Raw genomic sequence first — 17499 nt, 5'->3', positions numbered from 1 at the left:
TCATCCAATCATCAGAACAACCCCCCAAGCCTGACAAGTTCGTCTCGTCAGTGTTCGGGGGTTTGTTTATTCGCTATGCCGCTTTTATTGGATCAAATCCACAGCGCCTTGCGGTACAAAAGCATCTACGCCGTTATACACGATCACACCTTCAAGAGCTGTCTTTTTGCCATTCACGAGTGCAATGTTTTTGTAGATTTGCAACTCCAGTTTGGTGTTGTCTTTTGTTACGAGAATCTTCGGATTTTTGACATCCGTCAGATCCAGTTTGGTTGTGGCCCCTTTGGCTGTAAACGCCTGTTTGGCAGGTACGAACAGTTGCTTGCTTACACTGTCTAGATCCAGATTGAGGACACGTGCCATGTATTTGGCTACATCTGTATTATCAATGACACCAAATGGACGATCATTATTTGGAGCATAAGTATACAGTACAACGTCTCCGCCCGTGTGTCCGCCAGTTGTCCAGCCGATACCCGCGCGTTTGCTGATCATTGGGCCTACGACATAGTTCAGGCTACCTGGCTCGGCGGATTTAATTGCAGCAACCTCTTCGGAAGTCAGATCGGAAATGCCGTAGTATTGTTTCATGACTGCTTTGATGTTGGTGCGTTTCGCATCCAGTTTCGCTTCTACACCTTCACCTGTCAATTTAGCCTTTTTCAAAGGTCCGATAAAAGTGGACAACGGTTCTTTGTCATACGTGCCTGTTGTAGATGCATTACCAATCGTAAGTCCACCATTTTGATGGTCAGATACGGCTACAACAGCAGTTTGCCCATCGGCTTTGGCGAAGTCCATTGCTACTTTTACAGCATCGTCAAAAGCGAGCACGTCACTGATAATACCAATCGGATCATTGGCATGAGCAGCCCAGTCTACCTTGCTGCCTTCGACCATGAGGAAGAAACCGTCCTCGTCTTTGGAGAGAACTTCAATCGCTTTGGATGTCATCTGAGCAAGACTTGGTTGCTTGGCTGGATCACGATCCATGTTGTATGACATGCCTGCAGGAGAGAACATGCCCCACAATTTGTTGGAAGTTGATGCTTTCATCGCCGCAGGTGTAGTTACATAATCGTAGCCGAGTGCTTTAATGGAGGCAACGAGATTGTTACCGTCTTTGCGTCCAGCTGGTTCCAGATACTTACTGCCGCCGCCCAGTACAACATCGATGCCATTGAAGACTTGTTGTTTGCTGAGTGCATCGTAGTTTTTACGGTCAGGATAATGGGCAGAGAAGTCTGCCGGTGTTGCATGCATAATTTCGGAGGTAGCTACAATGCCCGTTGCTTTACCCGCAAGTTTGGAAGCTTCTAATACGGAAGCGACTGGTTTCCTTTCGTCGCCTTTTGCAATCGGTTTTTGTCCAGGCATGGTAGCCTTGTCCGGCAAAACACCGACAAAACCGGTATGAGATTTATGTCCTGTTGCAAAGGCTGTTCCTGCAGGAGCCGAGTCCGCAATCGGCGCATCCGCGGAGTGTGTACGAACCATGCCGCTTGCCATGGAATCAATGGTCAGGGATGAACCTTTATACCAACGAGCCAGTGCAGTAGCATCATTAGCCATACCGTCAGGAATAAGAATGATTACATTTTTGATAGGTGATGCAGAAGTTGTTGAAGTACCGTCTTCCGCAGCCCAAGCTGCACTACTGCCTCCCAGCGTAGCCGTAACAATGGTGGTGACCGCGAGCATCATTTTGGCTGCACGGGTATTGAAGCGATTTAACATGAACATCCTCCTAATAAATATGTATAGTTAGTCCCAGAACCCAGTGTATAGGGCAATTGCTAAACGAGCGTTAGCTTTAGGTTAATTAATTGTAAAAATTACGATTATAAGTCAAAGCTTACATAATAGACAAACTGGACAAAACGTTGAGCACTCTAGTATGGTAAGGATGAAATCGGACATGCAGGAACCAAAGTCCAATGATCATTTTGAGGTGGTTCAACATGAAAGAATGGTCAGAAGCCATTCGGTGGTGGAATAACAATCAAGTGAAACTGATCGATATTCGCCATAGCGTATTACATTCAGAACAAGAGTTATCGACAACCATTTTGCCTGCTCCGGCTTTTTTGATCATAAGTAAGGGCGAGGCGGACATTCAATTCGGGCTAAACCGATTTACATCGGACCAGACTCTCATTCTACATGGTGAAAAAGGTACGTCGCTGCGGATTCGTTGTATGCAACAACCGCTAGATTATTATTTACTTCTATATAAACCGCAATCGGCTACGTTACGTTTCGACTCCTCGAAAGATGAAAGTATACGAGGCGTGAATGCGTTTCAGGGTGGAGAGCCTTATTATTTTGCAGCATCATATCCATTAACGCTTCTTACGATCGTGGAAAAAATGGCGGAGTTCTGGATGTCTAGTGATGAACTGGAACGGTTGCAGGTGACAGGATTGTTCTATCAATTTGTGTACGAGCAATTTCGGCAGTGGAAGATGGCACGTCAGCGGCAGGTCGAATCGCTAGAGCTGGCGGAGCAGATTGAAGCTTACATTCAGGAGCACTACTCTCATTCTATCTCCATGGAAAATATGGCTACGCATTTTCATTACAGCACGCATTATCTGGCCAGGGTATTCAAACGCAAGTACGGATGCAGTCCCATGGACTATGTCATTCAGACTCGAATCAAGCAAGCGAAACGTTTGCTGACCGAGACAGAAGCACAGATCCGGGAGGTGGCTGAAAGTGTTGGTTACAAGGATTTGTACTACTTTAGCCGTATTTTCAAACGTATAACAGGTGAGACGCCAGCACAGTATAAAATGCACAGTCATCGAATCAAAGGTTCAAATCGTACGAATAAGAAGTCTGAATCGTTCATTGATGACAGGGTCATCGATAGTTATATTGGTAATAACGATAATCATTATCAATACAACACATGGAGCGTGGACGAGTTGAACCTTCGTTTTAAGCCAACATTGGCGGTTAGTTTATTATTTAGTTTATCGCTGCTGCTCGCAGCATGCGGGGCGGGAACTGAACAGTCACAGCCTGCAACGAGTGCAGAACCGGTACAGGAATCTACTCGAACGTATACAGATGCTACAGGAAGAAAGGTTGAGATTCCGGCGCAGCCTTCCAAACCAGTTATCATAACCTATGGCGGATATCTGTTACCTCTCGGAATGAAGCCAGCAGGTGCAAACACGGAAACACTGGAGCAATATCCAGAAGAACTCACAGGTGTTCCGGACATCGGCTCAGGCAACGGTAACGTTGAAATGATATCAGGTCTGGAACCAGACGTGATCATTGTACCGGACTACACAAGCAAGGAAATTGTAGATACGTATGCCAAAATCGCACCAACGATTACGGTGGCCTGGGGCGGTGATCCAGATGTCATTAATACCCTGAGAACGATGGGAGATATTATGGATCGTAAGGATGAAGCCGAGCAATGGATTTCGAAGTTTGAAGCGAAACTGAAGAGCATTCGCAGTGAACTGAACATTAATATTAAACCGGGCACAACAGCCATGTCGTTTGTGATCTACAATAAAGAGGTATTGCTTGGCGGCGAGGGCGGTACGTTGGGCAAGCTGATCTATGAGGATTTTGGTTTCTCCATGCCTGAGCAGTATAAAATCTATTCGGATGGCGGCACAGTACTGTCCTTGGAAAAACTGGCAGACAAGCCTGCCGACTACTTCTTCACTCAGATGGAAGATGAAGAGATGGATCAGATGATGGAACTGTTCGAGGAACCGGTATATCAGAGCATTCCCGCGATCAAACATAATCGAATTATCAACGTGTCCAGGAACTACTGGAACTATGGGCCGTATCTGGCGGATAAGGGTCTGGACAGTTTGATTGAACAAGTGAAAAAGCTCCAATAGCTGTAATTGCTGTACTAGCAATAACTGAGAGGTTAGCTAATACTGCCTGATCGTAACAGAATACCATGCACGTAACACCATGAATGTATCCATCCGGATTTGTTCATGGTTTTTTTTATAGCATGAGCCGAGAACTGTAAGCAGTGATACTTTTTTTAAAAAGATATTGCTAGCGCTTTCATTCTGTGCTAATATCACGGTAATAACAGGATTGTAACCGATCTCAGGGCAAGACCTGTTCCAGTTCATTCGCTTCGTTTGGAAAATCAGGCGATTGATTGCGTTTTACTATATAAGATAAATGATTTCTTTTACACGTTAACGAAGAGGGCAGAAAAAACCTGGAAAAGCGAAGCGTTCGCCTAAAAGCTTTCTGCAAGAAAGCTACATCGGAAGCATATACTTATCACCGGATTTTCCCCTTTAGAAAAGGGAATCCAAAAAATCTGGGGATAACAGCGATTGAAAGGTTATTCTGTCATCGGAGTGGATTGTGTAAAATTTTTAGTTTAACTTATATAGAGTGACAATAATTCCATATTACACCTCATTATTCTCAGGGTTGTTACGTATTGCAGGCAAAACCTGAATTGAGGGCAATAGACGATGTGATCCAACGTCTGTGTGCCTTTGATTCAGGTTTTTTTTTATATATGATCTGCCTGAATGTCATAACCGAAGGGTTGCAACAGTTCATGTCAGCAGAAAGGAGGGCCGCTCTTCCGTTCTTCCAAGACCAAGAAATAGAATGATCCAAACCTTGGAATACTGTACCGAGCGGTGCAATATTTCGAAACTATTTTTCCATCATACACGACTAGACAGCGAGGAGAATAACCAATGAAAAAAGTGAAACGTTCTATTGCAGTAGCAGCGATTCTGAGCATGTGTGTATCGGGTCTACCCGCTTATGCAGCAGGGAATACAGCTCCATCCTTGTCCCCGGCTATGGACAAACTGGTAAAAGCCGAGCTTATTCGCGGGAATGGGCAAGGCGTGAACGCGGCTTACCTGAGTAAACATGCCACACGTATTCAAGCCGCGGTGCTTTACTTGCGTTTATCAGGTCTGGAAAAAGAGGCTCTGGCCTATCAAGGAACCGAAACGTATACGGATGCCGCTCAGGCAGGCAAGGTGTTGCAACCCGTCGTTGGATACTTGAAGCAGCATCCTTATTTAGCTGGTGTGGTCACGGATACGGAACATTTTGCGCCTAATGCTCCACTGACGGCAGAGGAATATGCAGATTTGCTACTCAAGGCTCTTGGTTATGAAGCAGGCACGGATTACATTTCAGGAGAAGCTTCCGCATTCGCGGCAAGCCATGGTATCAAATCCCTTCAAGGAAAAGGAACGACACAACTGACCAACCGTTTAATGGCTGAAGCCACGGCACAGGTTTTGCAGGCTCAGCTCAAAAATGGTACAGGTACGCTCGAACAACTCTGGTCCAAACATAAACAGGCGGGAGCGTTTAAACCTCAAACGCTGCAACAAACAAAATACGGTGCCATTGATGGTAAAGCCTATGATCAATACGGCACGCTTGGCTGGCTTGGCGTTCCATATGCGGCGCCTCCGGTAGGCGAACTACGCTGGAAAGCACCACAAGAACCGAAGGCTTGGACAGGCACAAGAGAAGCCAAAGAGTTCGCGGCAAACAGCTTGCAAATTTCCGGTAAAACTACAGTGGGTAGTGAGGATTCCTTATATTTGAACATCTGGCGTCCGAATACAACTAGCACAAAACTTCCGGTCATGGTATTCCTGCACGGCGGCGGTAATATGACTGGATCAGGCAAGGACTTCCAGGGAGAACAGCTTGCACGCAATACAAACAGTATCATTATCTCGGTGAACTACCGTTTGGGAGCACTAGGTTTCTTCCAGAATGCTGCGCTGAAAACAGGCAATGCTCTGGATGATTCCGGCAATTATGGCTTGTTGGATGCGTTCCGTGCATTAACGTGGGTGCAGGATAATATTGCAGGTTTTGGCGGCGATACAGGAAACGTGACACTTGCGGGTCAATCTGCCGGGGCACGTGATGTTCTCGCAACGCTTATCTCACCGCTTAGCAAGGGATTGTATCAAAAAGCGATTGCGTTCAGCGGTGGTTTGACGACGGCTTCACCTGAAGAAGGACAACAGAAATCCGAGGATGCGATCGTGAAGCTGCTTGTACAAGAAGGCAAAGCTGCAAATGAAGGCGAAGCCAAAGCTTGGATCAGCAAGCAAACACCTGCACAGCTGGAAACTTATCTGCGTGCATTGCCTGCGGATAAACTGGTGACGGTATTTGGCGCAACGGCCATCCGTATGCAGCCATTCCCGCATTTGTTCCGTGATGGTACGGTCATTCCAAAAGAAGGTTTTGATGCGATCAACAGTGGCAAATATACGAAAGTGCCTGTATTGCTGGGTAGCTTGGAAACGGAATTCTCTGCTTTTGCCTTCGGTGATCCAAACTTTGCTCCATCGATCAATGATGGTACATTGTTTACGGATCAGACGAAAGCAACTCAATATGCGGCTGCAATCAAATATGGTAGCGAGGCATACGCAGGCTTTAATGCGGAGCGAGTTGCTGAAAAGTTAACCAGTGCGGCGGGTCAGCCGCCGGTATATGCTTATCGTTTTGCATGGGGGACCCAACCTGGCGTCATCTCTGAACGTTTGCGCACCCTGTTAGGGGCTCCGCATGGTGCCGATATGGACTTCTATACAGGAAAAGCAGCAGGTATTGCGGCTTACTTCCCTGAAGGTTATTTCAGTGATGCCAACAAGCCGGGACGTGAGCAACTGTCTGCTGCGATGGCAGCTTACCTGAAGCAGTTCCTGTATACGGGCAAGCCAGGTACGGGCGGAACGTCTGAACTTGCTAAATGGACGCCATGGACGAAAAACGCCAAAGCACCGATCATGCGCCTGGATGCGAATAACACAACTGCCGAGATCGGCATGTCCTCCCAGTACAATCAAGGCAAAGAAGCTGTGAACGCGAAGATGAAGCAAGAGCTGCCTGAAGAGACATACGAACTGTTGAACGAAAAAGTGCTTGCAGGCCGTTTCTTCTGGGAGTAAATGAAAAACCACAAAAATTAAGTTAAGAAAAATGACAGCAATTAACTTAAAATGAGAAGGAAGGACAGGGGATCCATGCTCCTGTCCTTTTTATATTGCCTTAAGAATTGATTACTAACTCTGACTTTATGTTCTCTAGCATGCTACCCTTGACTTTCCCCTGCACGGGAGACTGTATACTCACGTTAAGCTAATGGATTGGAGATGATACATTGTTCAAAATCAGTACGTTTGCCAAACTCAGCAAGCTTTCTTTAAAAACGCTGCGCTATTACGACCAGATCGGTATCCTCAAGCCGCGTAAAGTAGACGAGGACACGGGTTACCGATATTATTCCGCAGATCAGTTGCTCGAACTTAACCGGATTCTGATCTACAAGGAATTGGGCTTTACACTGCCGCAGATCACGCAGCTAGTGAAGGAAGACATCTCGCATGAGCAGATTCAGGGCATGCTGAGACTGAAGCGAAGTGAGATTCAGCAAATGATTGATATGGAACAAGCCAGGCTTGTCCGCATTGAGGAACGCATCCAGCTTATGGAAAGCGAAGGACTATGGGAGACAGGCCAGGAGATCCGAATTAAAGCCGAGGCTGCTCAGACCTTCCTGTTCTTTACTGGAAACGGGGGAGAAGAGCGTATTCCGGAACTGCTGGGTCATCTGGATTCACTGCTAACCAAAGACCTGCGCCAATGGATTCAGGGACCACAGGTTGTGTTGTGGCGAGAGGTGGATGGAAAAGAGGATGAATTCGAGTACGAAGTAGGTTACTTCTTAACGGGTCAGCCTCCTGCAGTTGCTGAGCCGTTTCAGATCAGGAATCTACCGCCGGAACCGATGGTCGCCTCTATGGCGTTTCATTCGCATTCGACATTTGATGGGGCAGCCTGTGTGCATTTAGCACGGTGGATCGAGAAAAACAACTACCAGATCAAAGAGAATGAGCCGGGCAGAGAATACTATTTGCCCTTATCTCCTGAACAGGATGCACAGTACATCGAGATTCAGATTCCTATCACATGCAGGTAACGGTATAAGTTGAACTAACTTATATAGAAGGCTTAAGTGAAAATGAACATATAGTAGATGGAGTGAGAAGGATTGAAAAATAAAGGCACGATTTATATTCTGGCATTGGCTGTGTTTCTAATCGGCACCATTGAATACATTATTACCGGAATTATTGAGATGATGGCCGCCGATCTTGGCGTATCTACGGCGGAAGCGGGATTGCTTGTCACGGTATTTGCTCTTGCAGCAGCTATTGTTGCACCTATTTTGATCGCCGTAACCATTAATGCTGACCGAAGGAAACTATTGCTCCTAACCTTTGGGGTATTTATTGCCAGCAATGGCATCATGATGTTGGATCTCTCGTATGAGGCGATGATCTGGATACGCGTCATTCAGGGAGCAAGCGGTGGCATGACCACAGTCGTTGCGATGGCGGCAGCGACAAGGCTTGTGGAGAATGAAAAGCGAGGTAATGCGATTGGAATTATTCTGATGGGATTAAGCAGCTCGCTTGTGCTTGGTGTGCCGATCGGTACATTTTTCAGTGAATGGTTTGGCTGGAGGATGTTATTTATCGTCATTGGTCTGCTCAGTATTGTTCCATTTCTGATTATCTATCGAAAGGTACCTTCCATCCGAGAACAAGAGAAGGTAACCGTGAGCATGCAGCTCTCGTTGTTGAAAAATAAATCGATTATAATCGCATTGATGATGTCACTGTTATATGTGGGCGGCTACGCAACTTTGTTCACGTATATCACGCCGTTTTTGCAAACGACTTCGTCCCTTACCATGACCGAAATTAGCCTGATCTTGTTTTTGGCAGGGATCTGTAGTTTTATGGGTTCCAAATTGGGCGGACAACTGGCGGATGCCAGAGGATCGAAGTTCACCATTTTCCTTGGGTTAGTGTTGCAAGGTCTGACGCTTCTATTATTTGCTGTAACGGGTACACATCTGATCTTGCTGATCCTGGTGCTGATGATATTTATGTTGGCTACATGGAGCATCTCTCCTGCCCAGCAATTATACCTGGTGACGTTAGCCCCTCGTAGTCCGGACATTGCGCTAAGTTTGAATACGTCATTTATCCAATTTGGCTTTGCACTGGGTTCCGGGTTGGGCGGGATTGTGATCAGCCGTTCATCGGTTCTGGCATTGAATTGGGCAGGCTTTGTTGCGGTAGGTTTAGCCGTTTTATTAGCAGTACTACAGTTTGGGGGAGCAAGCAAGAGGAAAAGATTAGCGACTTCTGGACAGGAGATCAATACGCAGTGAGTTGCGGTGAAGTATCAAAAATTGGTCAGACAAAGTCAGAAGGTCAGATTTGGTCAAAATAAATGATACAACGATCTATGTTAATGTATTTAACCGAAATCGCAGATTATTGCCTTAAATCGCATTTTATCGGCTTTGAACCATCGTAGCATCATGAATACAATAATAGATGTAAGCAACAACAAACCCAACCACATTTAAGGAGATGATGTTCATGTTTGATCTGATTCCATTTCGCAGAAGAAATGATGACCCGTTCGGACAGATGCTGAAATCCTTCCATGACATGGTTGACACTTCATTCCTCTCTTCGTTTGGAAGCAGTATGCAACCATTCCGTACCGACATTCGCGAGGAAAACGGCAAATATCTGGTCGAAGCCGAATTGCCTGGCTTTGCCAAAGAAGACATCGATATTCAGGTGCAAGGCAATGAACTCGTCATTCGCGCCAAACGTAATGAACTGGTTGAGCAAAAGGACGACGATAATCGAATGATTCGTCAAGAACGTCGTGCCGGGGAATTTGTCCGCCGTTTCTATGTGGATCATATTGATGAAGAGAATATCAAGGCACGGCTGGAAAATGGAGTGCTGAAGCTGGATATTCCGAAACGTCCAGATGATGAACAGACACGCAGACGTATTCAGATTGACTGATGAAGGCATAAGCATAGTCATTCATAGGAATGCAAGATAGGATTTAAGACGTAAAATGAAATGCAAAAGGACTTAACATCAGAGAACTGATGTTAAGTCCTTTTTTATGTAATACATGTTTCATGTTCCGCAGGCAGGCAGGAACGAATTCCCTTGAGACGATTGGTGGAGCAAGTACATGAAAGGAGTCTGTTCCTGAACAGGAATGCTGGTTTTATTTTTCAGCAGCGGCTTGCATAAGCGCATAAATTTTACGCGTCGTATTAACGTTTCTAACCGTCATGTACGAATAAATCTTCGAGCTTGCAAGTTTATTCATGCCGCTCCGTGTTGCTTCCTCTCGACCAACTGAATACAGGAGCGCACCAGGTACATAAATAAGCTCGCCTACACCGGGTTTCAGAGGCAGCTTCTCCAGAATATCGACATCGTTAATTGCCTCCCACAAAAAGAAAACATCACTTTTGGCCTGATCATCATTGGTCCAACCGGAAGGCAGTGCCTGCATGACAGATGTGATCTCATCCATGTCACGCACGAGAACTTTAATCTGTAAGCCAAAATCCGCAGCAATGGCCTGTTCCAAAATGGCAGATAATTCGGCATGGGCATCGCTTCGTGCCTGATCATCGGCAAAGATGATATTGCCAGAATTGATGTAAGTCACTACCTCTTGCATACCAGCCTGTTCAAACGTTTCTTTCAGCTGTTTCATCCCGATTTTGTTATTGCCGCCCACATTAATACCCCGTAGCAAAGCAACGTAGATCATGTATACATCCCCCAACCACTTGAAAATTTTTAAAAATGAAAAACGCTACTGACTTACTGTTGGCAAGAGAGGGTCTTTATAATCAAGATACATATCAAGCAAGCGAGGTTATGTATAAGATCTTAGCAATCTTTGATTAACCCAATATAAAGGAGGACGTTATTATATGTCAGTCATTGGACCCGATTTCATTTCACTTCAGGTGACCAATCTTGAAAGCTCGGCAACGTTTTATCAAAATCATCTTGGTCTGGTCCGTTCACAAGCTGGACCGCCTCATGCAGTCGTTTTTGAAACAAAGCCCATCGCGTTTGCTCTTCGTGATCTTATGCCAGGAGTAAAACTCGGTGCAGACACGCAGCCTGGGCTTGGTGTCGCTCTGTGGCTGCATGCCCCTGATGCACAAGCCATCCACGACAAGCTTCTCGCAGCAGGTGTAGAGATTACATCTGAACCACTCGATGGACCCTTCGGGCGCACCTTCACATTTGCTGACCCCGATGGTTATTTAATCACTCTTCACAGTAAAGCCTGATATACGACTCCCCAAGTGGAACACAGCTAAATTGTAAAGCTGTTACTGTAAGGGGAGTTTTTTTAGTTCCTTATTGTTTATAAAACCATCCCAATTCTCTTCCTCATTCTCATATGCTTCATAAAGATAGATACTCGATAAGGTGTTTTGTATGTACTTCTCCGAGCAGTTCCCTTAATTTTGGCTGAACCTGGACAAGATATTCAGGTTTGGTTTCGTAAGTTTCTTCGTCCTTCACTTCTCCTGAAAATGAACACGCGCTTTCAATCAGGATGGCAAGCGCGGTAAAAAAGTCGGCTAGGGAATCCGCAACTCGTTGTGGTTCTCCACCCTCAAATGCAGCATAGACAGGAGAAGAGGGAGCTTGTGCGTCAACGATAATAGGATCATCATTCACATTGGCGATCACAACATGATGTGGCGGCCAGGAATCGGATTCTTCGTAAGGTTCCTGCATACCGATCCAGCGAAATCCCAGCTGCTGGCGATGCAGATGCTCGGGAGCGACGAAAAAGAGCAGAGCGGCATCGCCGATTTCGACAGCTGCGCTTTTCATTTTCAATGTTCCTTCGGCTTGAGCGTCTACCATCTCGTAGTGACTGTAGAGGTACTCAAGCTCCGGCGAAAGGGAAATACGCTTGTCCACTTCTGGCTGAACTGGAAGCACCCGAGGGCGAAGATCGTGATTTTGAAAAAGCCCGTAGGTTTCATTATATAAGTCTTGTTGTTCTACGAAACGGGTTAAGGCCGCATTCAGTGATTGCATGATATGCCTTCCTCCTAATCAGTTTGTTATGACTCATGTAATAGTTACGAAGAGGGACTGCTTTAGCTTTGGATGCCAGACCAGAACACATTCCAGGTAATAGCCATCGCTTGCTCGTATGATTGCCTTGTCTCGTACACGAGCTGTATATCAAGACCGTCCATCAGAGTGACAAAAGCTAGCGTTGCTTCTTCCGGGCTCAGACGAATCCCCTCATGACTTGCGAACAAAGCGGTTACTTCTTTTTTTAAGGTGCCGAGATATGTCCGGTATTGAGCCAAAACAAAATCATTCACTTCTAGCGGCGCCATAAAGGACAGAATGTACATAAAGGCTACATTGGGCTGAGTAAGGAAGCGATTTTTATGTTCGAGCAAAAAGGCATATAATCTCTGCTCCAGCGTATCTCCTGCAGTGGAAATTCCCAAGAAATCTTGTACAAACTGTTGCTCCTCTTGCACAACTTCCTCATATACTTCCAGCAACAAGTCCTTTTTGGAAGAATAATGATAAGCCAGTGATTGTTTGCGGATACCGGCTTCTTCGGCAATCTGTGCCATCTTGGTCCCTTCATAACCAAAACGATTAAAATGCTGAATCGCAATCTCTTTAATTCGTTTTTTACTCAATGTGTACCCCCAGTGATCGGTCTTCGAACTGCTTCTGCTTTAGAGCGTATACCGAATATAACAAGATGTATATCACTAAAACAGCGATAGAGATAGTATACACTACCGTGTAGGAGAATGCAGATGCCACCAGACCCAGAACCAAAGAGCCGCCGCCGATGCCGAGGTCAAAAAAATTAAAGAATGAAGCCATTGCATTCTCATGCTCATGTTCTTTCACGAGATTGACACACCATGTTTGGATGGCGGGGAAAATGGCACCAAACCCAAAACCGTACAGTGCGCCAGCAATCAGAAAATGGATCTGGTTCTGTGAGAGGATCAGAACGAGGATTCCGGCGATCGCGAAAAGTGCCGAAGGAAGAAGTACAGACCCTGGACCTAGGCGATCAAACATAGTTCCTGAGAATAGTCTGACGACAAAGCTGGCAATCGCCACAATAAAGAAAAACCAGGCAATATTGCTGAACCCCTTCTCCGCAGCAAACAAAGCGACAAAAGACATGATCGAACCGGCCGCAACGCCAACCATCAGGATGAGCAATGAAGGAAATAATACCTTTTTCTCAATAAGTTTGACGGAAGTGGCAAGATGAACGGAAGATTTGTCCTCAGACTCCCTCCGAGAGTTTCTGGATACAAAAACGGTCATCAGAAGTGCCAATAACAAGATACACATTCCGCCCAAGAACAGGCTCTGGTAGTTGTATTGAAGGAGCAGGCTTGTTCCAATCAATGGACCAACAGATATAGCGACGGTTTCTCCAACTCCGAAATATCCCATGCCTTCCCCACGTCGGCTTTTCGGAATGTTTTCTGTAGCAATTGTTGCAAAATAAGTCGTTGCCAGACCAAAACCGAATCCGTGGATTACACGTAGTACAAGAATTATTCCTATACCTGACGAGAGGTAGTATGCGCCAGTAGCTAATGCACAGATGGCGATGCCAATAATCAAGAGGTGCTTTTTGTCCATCTTTGTTGCCAAAACGGAAGTGAAAGGTCGAACTAATATGGCTGAAAACATAAAAATGCCGGTTACAAGCCCGATCTTTGAAGCATTTCCTCCCAAGCTGGAAACGAATAAAGGTAAGGTGGGGAGCAACATTTCAAAGGCCATAAACAAAAGTGCATTGGCCAGCATGATAAAGATAAACGATTTTCCCCAAAGTTTCTGCGGTGATATGTCTGATGTTAGGGTGTTCATGATATTCCTCCAAAATATGTTCTAATATCGCGCGATATGATGGTTGATTTTATCTGACGATAGTCAGGTTGTAAAGGTGTTTTTTCAATTTGAAACAACTATTTCATGTTTAACAGAGTAAAAATATTAACATTTTTAACCCTAATTCCAACATTTTCCGATATAATACTCTGATAAATTAAAATTATAATCTCTCTGAGAGGTGAGTGAGATGACGGTTGATGTCCTTGTACGCAACAATGTAAATGTACTTGGTACAGGCAGTCAGACGATTATGTTTGCGCACGGCTTTGGGTGTGATCAGGATATGTGGCGACATATTGTGCCTGCTTTTTTTGAACAGTACCGGGTTGTTCTCTTTGATTATGTAGGCTCCGGGGAGTCCCAAATTAACTATTATGATGCGCTTAAATATAATGATCTTCATGGCTATGCCCAGGATGTACTTGAGATTATGGAAGTGCTGGAACTTCGGGATGTCATCTTTGTCGGGCATTCCGTCAGCAGTATGATTGGTATGCTTGCCTCCATTCAGGCACCACATTTCTTCAAAAATATCGTTATGCTGGGGCCTTCTCCGCGTTATTTGAATGATCTGCCCCATTATTATGGTGGATTTGAGCGGCAGGATATAGATGAACTGCTGGAGATGATGCAATTAAACTTTATCGGCTGGGCAAGTTATCTGGCCCCTATTGTGATGCAGAACCCGGAACGCAAGCATCTAACGGAAGAGTTGGAAAAGAGCTTTTGCTCCCGTGATCCGCACATCGCCCGGCAATTTGCCGAAGTTACATTCCTGTCTGATTGCCGGATCGAACTGGATCTGGTGTCGGTGCCTACCTTGATTCTGCAGTGCTCAGATGATAGTATCGCTCCTGTAGAAGTGGGAGATTATTTGCATTCCCATCTGAAGAACAGCAGGCTCACTCAGATGAATGCCAGAGGACATTACCCTCATCTGAGTGAACCCGGCGAGACGATCCGATTAATTAAAGATTATCTGGCTAGTGCATAACGTATAGAGGAAAGGCTGTTTATATGGACATTCAATTAGATACTGCACCTTGTGGATATTTTTCAATATCCGATTCGGGCGTCATTATGTCGGTAAATCAAACGTTGCTGGACATGATTGGGCTTGAACGGGATGAATTGATGGGCAAACATATTGAATCCGTGATGTCCGTCACCAATAAAGTGTTTTTTCATACGTATTTCTATCCGTATATTCAGTTGTATGGTCATGTGGACGAGATGTACTTTTCCTTTCGCAATCGCGAGCAGGAAGACGTCCCGGTGTTGCTCAACGGGGTGCGTCAGATGCGGGACGGGCAACATATAGTGGACTGCGTAGTCGTCATTATGCGTAAACGGATTGAGCATGAAAAGGACATTTTAAATACCAAGACCAAGCTGCAGGAGTTATATCAGGCAACACAAGAGGCGAACCAAGAGCTGGAGCGTCTGCATGAAGAATACAAAATCAAAGAGCAGGCGCTGATTAAAGTCAATGAACAATTGGAATTGATGGCGTCTACGGACTTGCTGACAGGTCTCAAAAACCGTCGGTTTTTCCAGGAAAAAATGGCTCATCATCTATCTCTTTATCATGAGGAACAGCGTGAATTCTCCCTGCTTGTGATGGATATTGACCACTTCAAAAGCATTAACGACACCTACGGACATCCTATCGGTGATCTGGTACTGGGTAACTTGGCTACTCTATTACTATCCATTTCGCGTGAGGTCGATGTGGTGGCACGTTACGGTGGTGAGGAGTTTGTGATCATTCTGGCAAATTGCGGAGAGGAACAAGCCATCAGCATCGCAGAACGATACCGGTCACAAGTAGCTTCTGCGGATTGGGGGGAATATCACGTTACGGTGAGCATTGGCGCGGCAACGATCTCGGCAGCAGATACGGAGCTGTCTGTGTTTCAAAAGGCAGATGATGCACTCTATGCATCCAAGACGGGCGGGCGAAATAGGGTAACCCATGCCGCTAGTTTGGTCCGGCGTTAAGCCGGGCTAAGCATCATAAAAACGGATCAGCAGGCAGAGAATCTTTGCTTACTTGATCCGTTTGTTTATTAGTATAGACGATGGTTAGAAAAGGAAGACAACGTCTATCTCGGGGCCAGATAGCCGTAAGCTTTGGCTGGAGAGCCTGTTTGCAGGCGATAATCTCCCTTTGAGCTGTTCACAAACGCTGGATTGACGTAGCGTGAATGTGTGTCATTGCCTGTTCCTTGTTGGTACGCTGTAACACCGGAATAGCTTTTATTTTTCCAAACCCAAAGGGCCTCCTGCGCCTCGCCGTTAACGTAATAAAGGTTGTGGTCGAACACATTGCCTGTATTGCTTGTGTACTCGTTGTAGATCAACACGTCTGAGCTGCCAGCGGCAACAATATTACGGGTGAAGGTGTTATTTTGGGTATGTGACTGGATCAGGAGCTGTCCATTGCCTGCGTTTAACGTATCATTGTGTGCGAGTGTATTGTACATGATCTGGCTGTTTTCCGTTGCGCCCCGCTCTTCGTCATAACCTCCTATAGCAATACCGGTTAGTCGATTGGCATAGATCAGGTTATCACGAACGGTGATGTTGCTGGTGGAACGACCGGCGTGCTCCGAAGCTATCTCGATTCCGATATCATTCCGGTATACTTTGTTGCGATCGATGATATGATGGGTGCCGCCGTCTACATAGATCGCTCCGGCCGAATTACTTTTATTCGGAAGTGGAAGCCCGTAAGATGGATTGCGGGTTGATGTGATGTTGTAGATGGTGTTGCCGCGAACGATGCCGTTTCTCGCCCGATCATACGTGTCATCCTCTGAAATGCCCTCATATCCAATCAGATCAATACCGATGTTGTCCGTATCATGGATGGTATTGTTTATAATGGCGAAGGTGTCAACATTGCCGTTAACCGCAAGTGATTCGCTGGAACCTAACACGAGGTCATATAATTCGTTATCTTTAATGATGATATCGCGTAGGGCCTGTGGATGCTCTGTGCCATAGATGGCGATTCCGTGTGCATCTCTGCCTTGCAGTTCATCGCCTTTTGGCGTTGCCCGGCTAGCTATGGCATGAATTTGGTTGCCGAGAAGCTGCACGTTCTCCCCTGCTCCATGTACATAAATGCCGACAGGGACTTGTCCCGTCTGAGTGGTGGAGAAGCCACGAATCTCCAGATTTGAGATCGTAACATGGCTGACATTGTCCAGTTCGACCATGCCTTCGACGCCGCGTACAGATAATTTCTTGCCATCGAGAATTGCTTTCTCTCCAGGATAACTGGAGATTAGCGTAGGTTTGCCTGAAGAAAGCCCGCTACGGGTTATTTTGACTTTCTGGGGGTAGACGCCTTGGCGCAGATAGATCGTACTACCGGGAGAAGCATGATCCGCTGCATACTGAATCGTCTTCCATGGAGAATGGACGGTTCCGGGATTCTTATCGTTTCCCTGTGGTGAAATATAATAGATGGTCTGATCATTCGTTTCGGTTCGGACATCTGGTTGTTGAGGAATAGAGAAGGCTCGATCCTGGCAGCCCGAAGATGTGAACAACGTGAGGATTAGAGCAGGGAGCAGGATGAAACGAAACAAGGATATTCCTCCTTTAATTACAATCTGAAAGCTAATTATATCAGATTTGAATG

The 17499-nt window shown here is 45.8% G+C and carries 14 protein-coding genes; 8 read left to right on the top strand and 6 right to left on the bottom strand.

The genetic code is table 11. The features are described 5' to 3' along the window. Nucleotides 1–84 precede the first annotated feature (84 nt). Entirely contained in the window at nucleotides 85–1704 is a 1620-nt protein-coding gene (locus MHI38_RS08580; protein ID WP_445667229.1) for an alkaline phosphatase, read from the bottom strand. Nucleotides 1705–1961: 257 nt separating this feature from the next. On the opposite strand from MHI38_RS08580, the gene MHI38_RS08575 reads away from it, so the two are divergent. The 5 genes from MHI38_RS08575 (at nucleotide 1962) to MHI38_RS08555 (ending at nucleotide 9914) form a co-directional block, all read left to right on the top strand. Continuing rightward, nucleotides 1962–3878 (top strand): AraC family transcriptional regulator, encoded by a 1917-nt coding sequence (locus MHI38_RS08575; RefSeq protein WP_341181164.1) that lies wholly within the window; start codon nucleotides 1962–1964, stop codon nucleotides 3876–3878. An 840-nt stretch (nucleotides 3879–4718) separates the two neighbouring features. Further along, on the top strand, nucleotides 4719–6962 hold the full coding sequence (locus tag MHI38_RS08570) for a carboxylesterase/lipase family protein (RefSeq protein ID WP_341181163.1): 2244 nt from the start codon (nucleotides 4719–4721) through the stop codon (nucleotides 6960–6962). A gap of 212 nt (nucleotides 6963–7174) precedes the next feature. Beyond that, nucleotides 7175–7993 carry a MerR family transcriptional regulator gene (locus MHI38_RS08565; protein ID WP_341181162.1) on the top strand — a complete coding sequence of 273 codons (819 nt, stop codon included), beginning with the start codon at nucleotides 7175–7177 and terminating at the stop codon, nucleotides 7991–7993. Nucleotides 7994–8065: 72 nt separating this feature from the next. Then, nucleotides 8066–9256, top strand: a complete 1191-nt coding sequence (locus MHI38_RS08560; protein WP_308722870.1) for an MFS transporter — start codon at nucleotides 8066–8068, stop codon at nucleotides 9254–9256. 214 nt (nucleotides 9257–9470) lie between these two features. Next, entirely contained in the window at nucleotides 9471–9914 is a 444-nt protein-coding gene (locus MHI38_RS08555; protein ID WP_154887840.1) for an Hsp20/alpha crystallin family protein, read from the top strand. 214 nt (nucleotides 9915–10128) lie between these two features. Here the strand turns inward: MHI38_RS08555 and MHI38_RS08550 are convergent, their stop codons facing one another. Beyond that, on the bottom strand, nucleotides 10129–10686 hold the full coding sequence (locus MHI38_RS08550; RefSeq protein ID WP_308722869.1) for a DUF1697 domain-containing protein: 558 nt from the start codon (nucleotides 10684–10686) through the stop codon (nucleotides 10129–10131). Nucleotides 10687–10852: 166 nt separating this feature from the next. On the opposite strand from MHI38_RS08550, the gene MHI38_RS08545 reads away from it, so the two are divergent. Continuing rightward, nucleotides 10853–11221, top strand: a complete 369-nt coding sequence (locus MHI38_RS08545; protein WP_154887844.1) for a VOC family protein — start codon at nucleotides 10853–10855, stop codon at nucleotides 11219–11221. Between the two features lie 118 nt (nucleotides 11222–11339). Here the strand turns inward: MHI38_RS08545 and MHI38_RS08540 are convergent, their stop codons facing one another. The 3 genes from MHI38_RS08540 to MHI38_RS08530 all read right to left on the bottom strand — a co-directional run bounded on the left by MHI38_RS08540 (nucleotide 11340) and on the right by MHI38_RS08530 (nucleotide 13823). Next, nucleotides 11340–11987: a hypothetical protein gene (locus MHI38_RS08540; protein ID WP_154887846.1), complete on the bottom strand. Its 648-nt coding sequence runs from the start codon at nucleotides 11985–11987 to the stop codon at nucleotides 11340–11342. 62 nt (nucleotides 11988–12049) lie between these two features. Beyond that, entirely contained in the window at nucleotides 12050–12616 is a 567-nt protein-coding gene (locus MHI38_RS08535; protein WP_154887848.1) for a TetR/AcrR family transcriptional regulator, read from the bottom strand. Beyond that, complete coding sequence (locus MHI38_RS08530) at nucleotides 12609–13823, bottom strand: MFS transporter (RefSeq protein ID WP_341181161.1); 1215 nt, start codon at nucleotides 13821–13823, stop codon at nucleotides 12609–12611. The genes MHI38_RS08535 and MHI38_RS08530 overlap by 8 nt, the downstream gene beginning before the upstream one ends. Nucleotides 13824–14034: 211 nt before the next feature. Here MHI38_RS08530 and MHI38_RS08525 point away from each other — a divergent pair, with 211 nt between their 5' ends. Next, nucleotides 14035–14841 (top strand): alpha/beta fold hydrolase, encoded by an 807-nt coding sequence (locus MHI38_RS08525; protein WP_154887852.1) that lies wholly within the window; start codon nucleotides 14035–14037, stop codon nucleotides 14839–14841. A gap of 23 nt (nucleotides 14842–14864) precedes the next feature. After that, nucleotides 14865–15848, top strand: coding sequence for a sensor domain-containing diguanylate cyclase (locus MHI38_RS08520; RefSeq protein WP_154887854.1), 984 nt, complete (start codon nucleotides 14865–14867; stop codon nucleotides 15846–15848). A 104-nt stretch (nucleotides 15849–15952) separates the two neighbouring features. Here the strand turns inward: MHI38_RS08520 and MHI38_RS08515 are convergent, their stop codons facing one another. Then, a complete protein-coding gene (locus MHI38_RS08515; protein WP_261769227.1) occupies nucleotides 15953–17446 on the bottom strand; it encodes a right-handed parallel beta-helix repeat-containing protein in 1494 nt (497 codons plus the stop codon). Between the last annotated feature and the right edge of the window lie 53 nt (nucleotides 17447–17499).

The sequence above is a fragment of the Paenibacillus sp. FSL K6-1558 genome, assembly GCF_038002565.1.
In the GTDB taxonomy this organism is placed as follows: Bacteria; Bacillota; Bacilli; order Paenibacillales; family Paenibacillaceae; genus Paenibacillus; species Paenibacillus polysaccharolyticus.
This window is presented reverse-complemented; position numbering and strand designations above follow the sequence as displayed.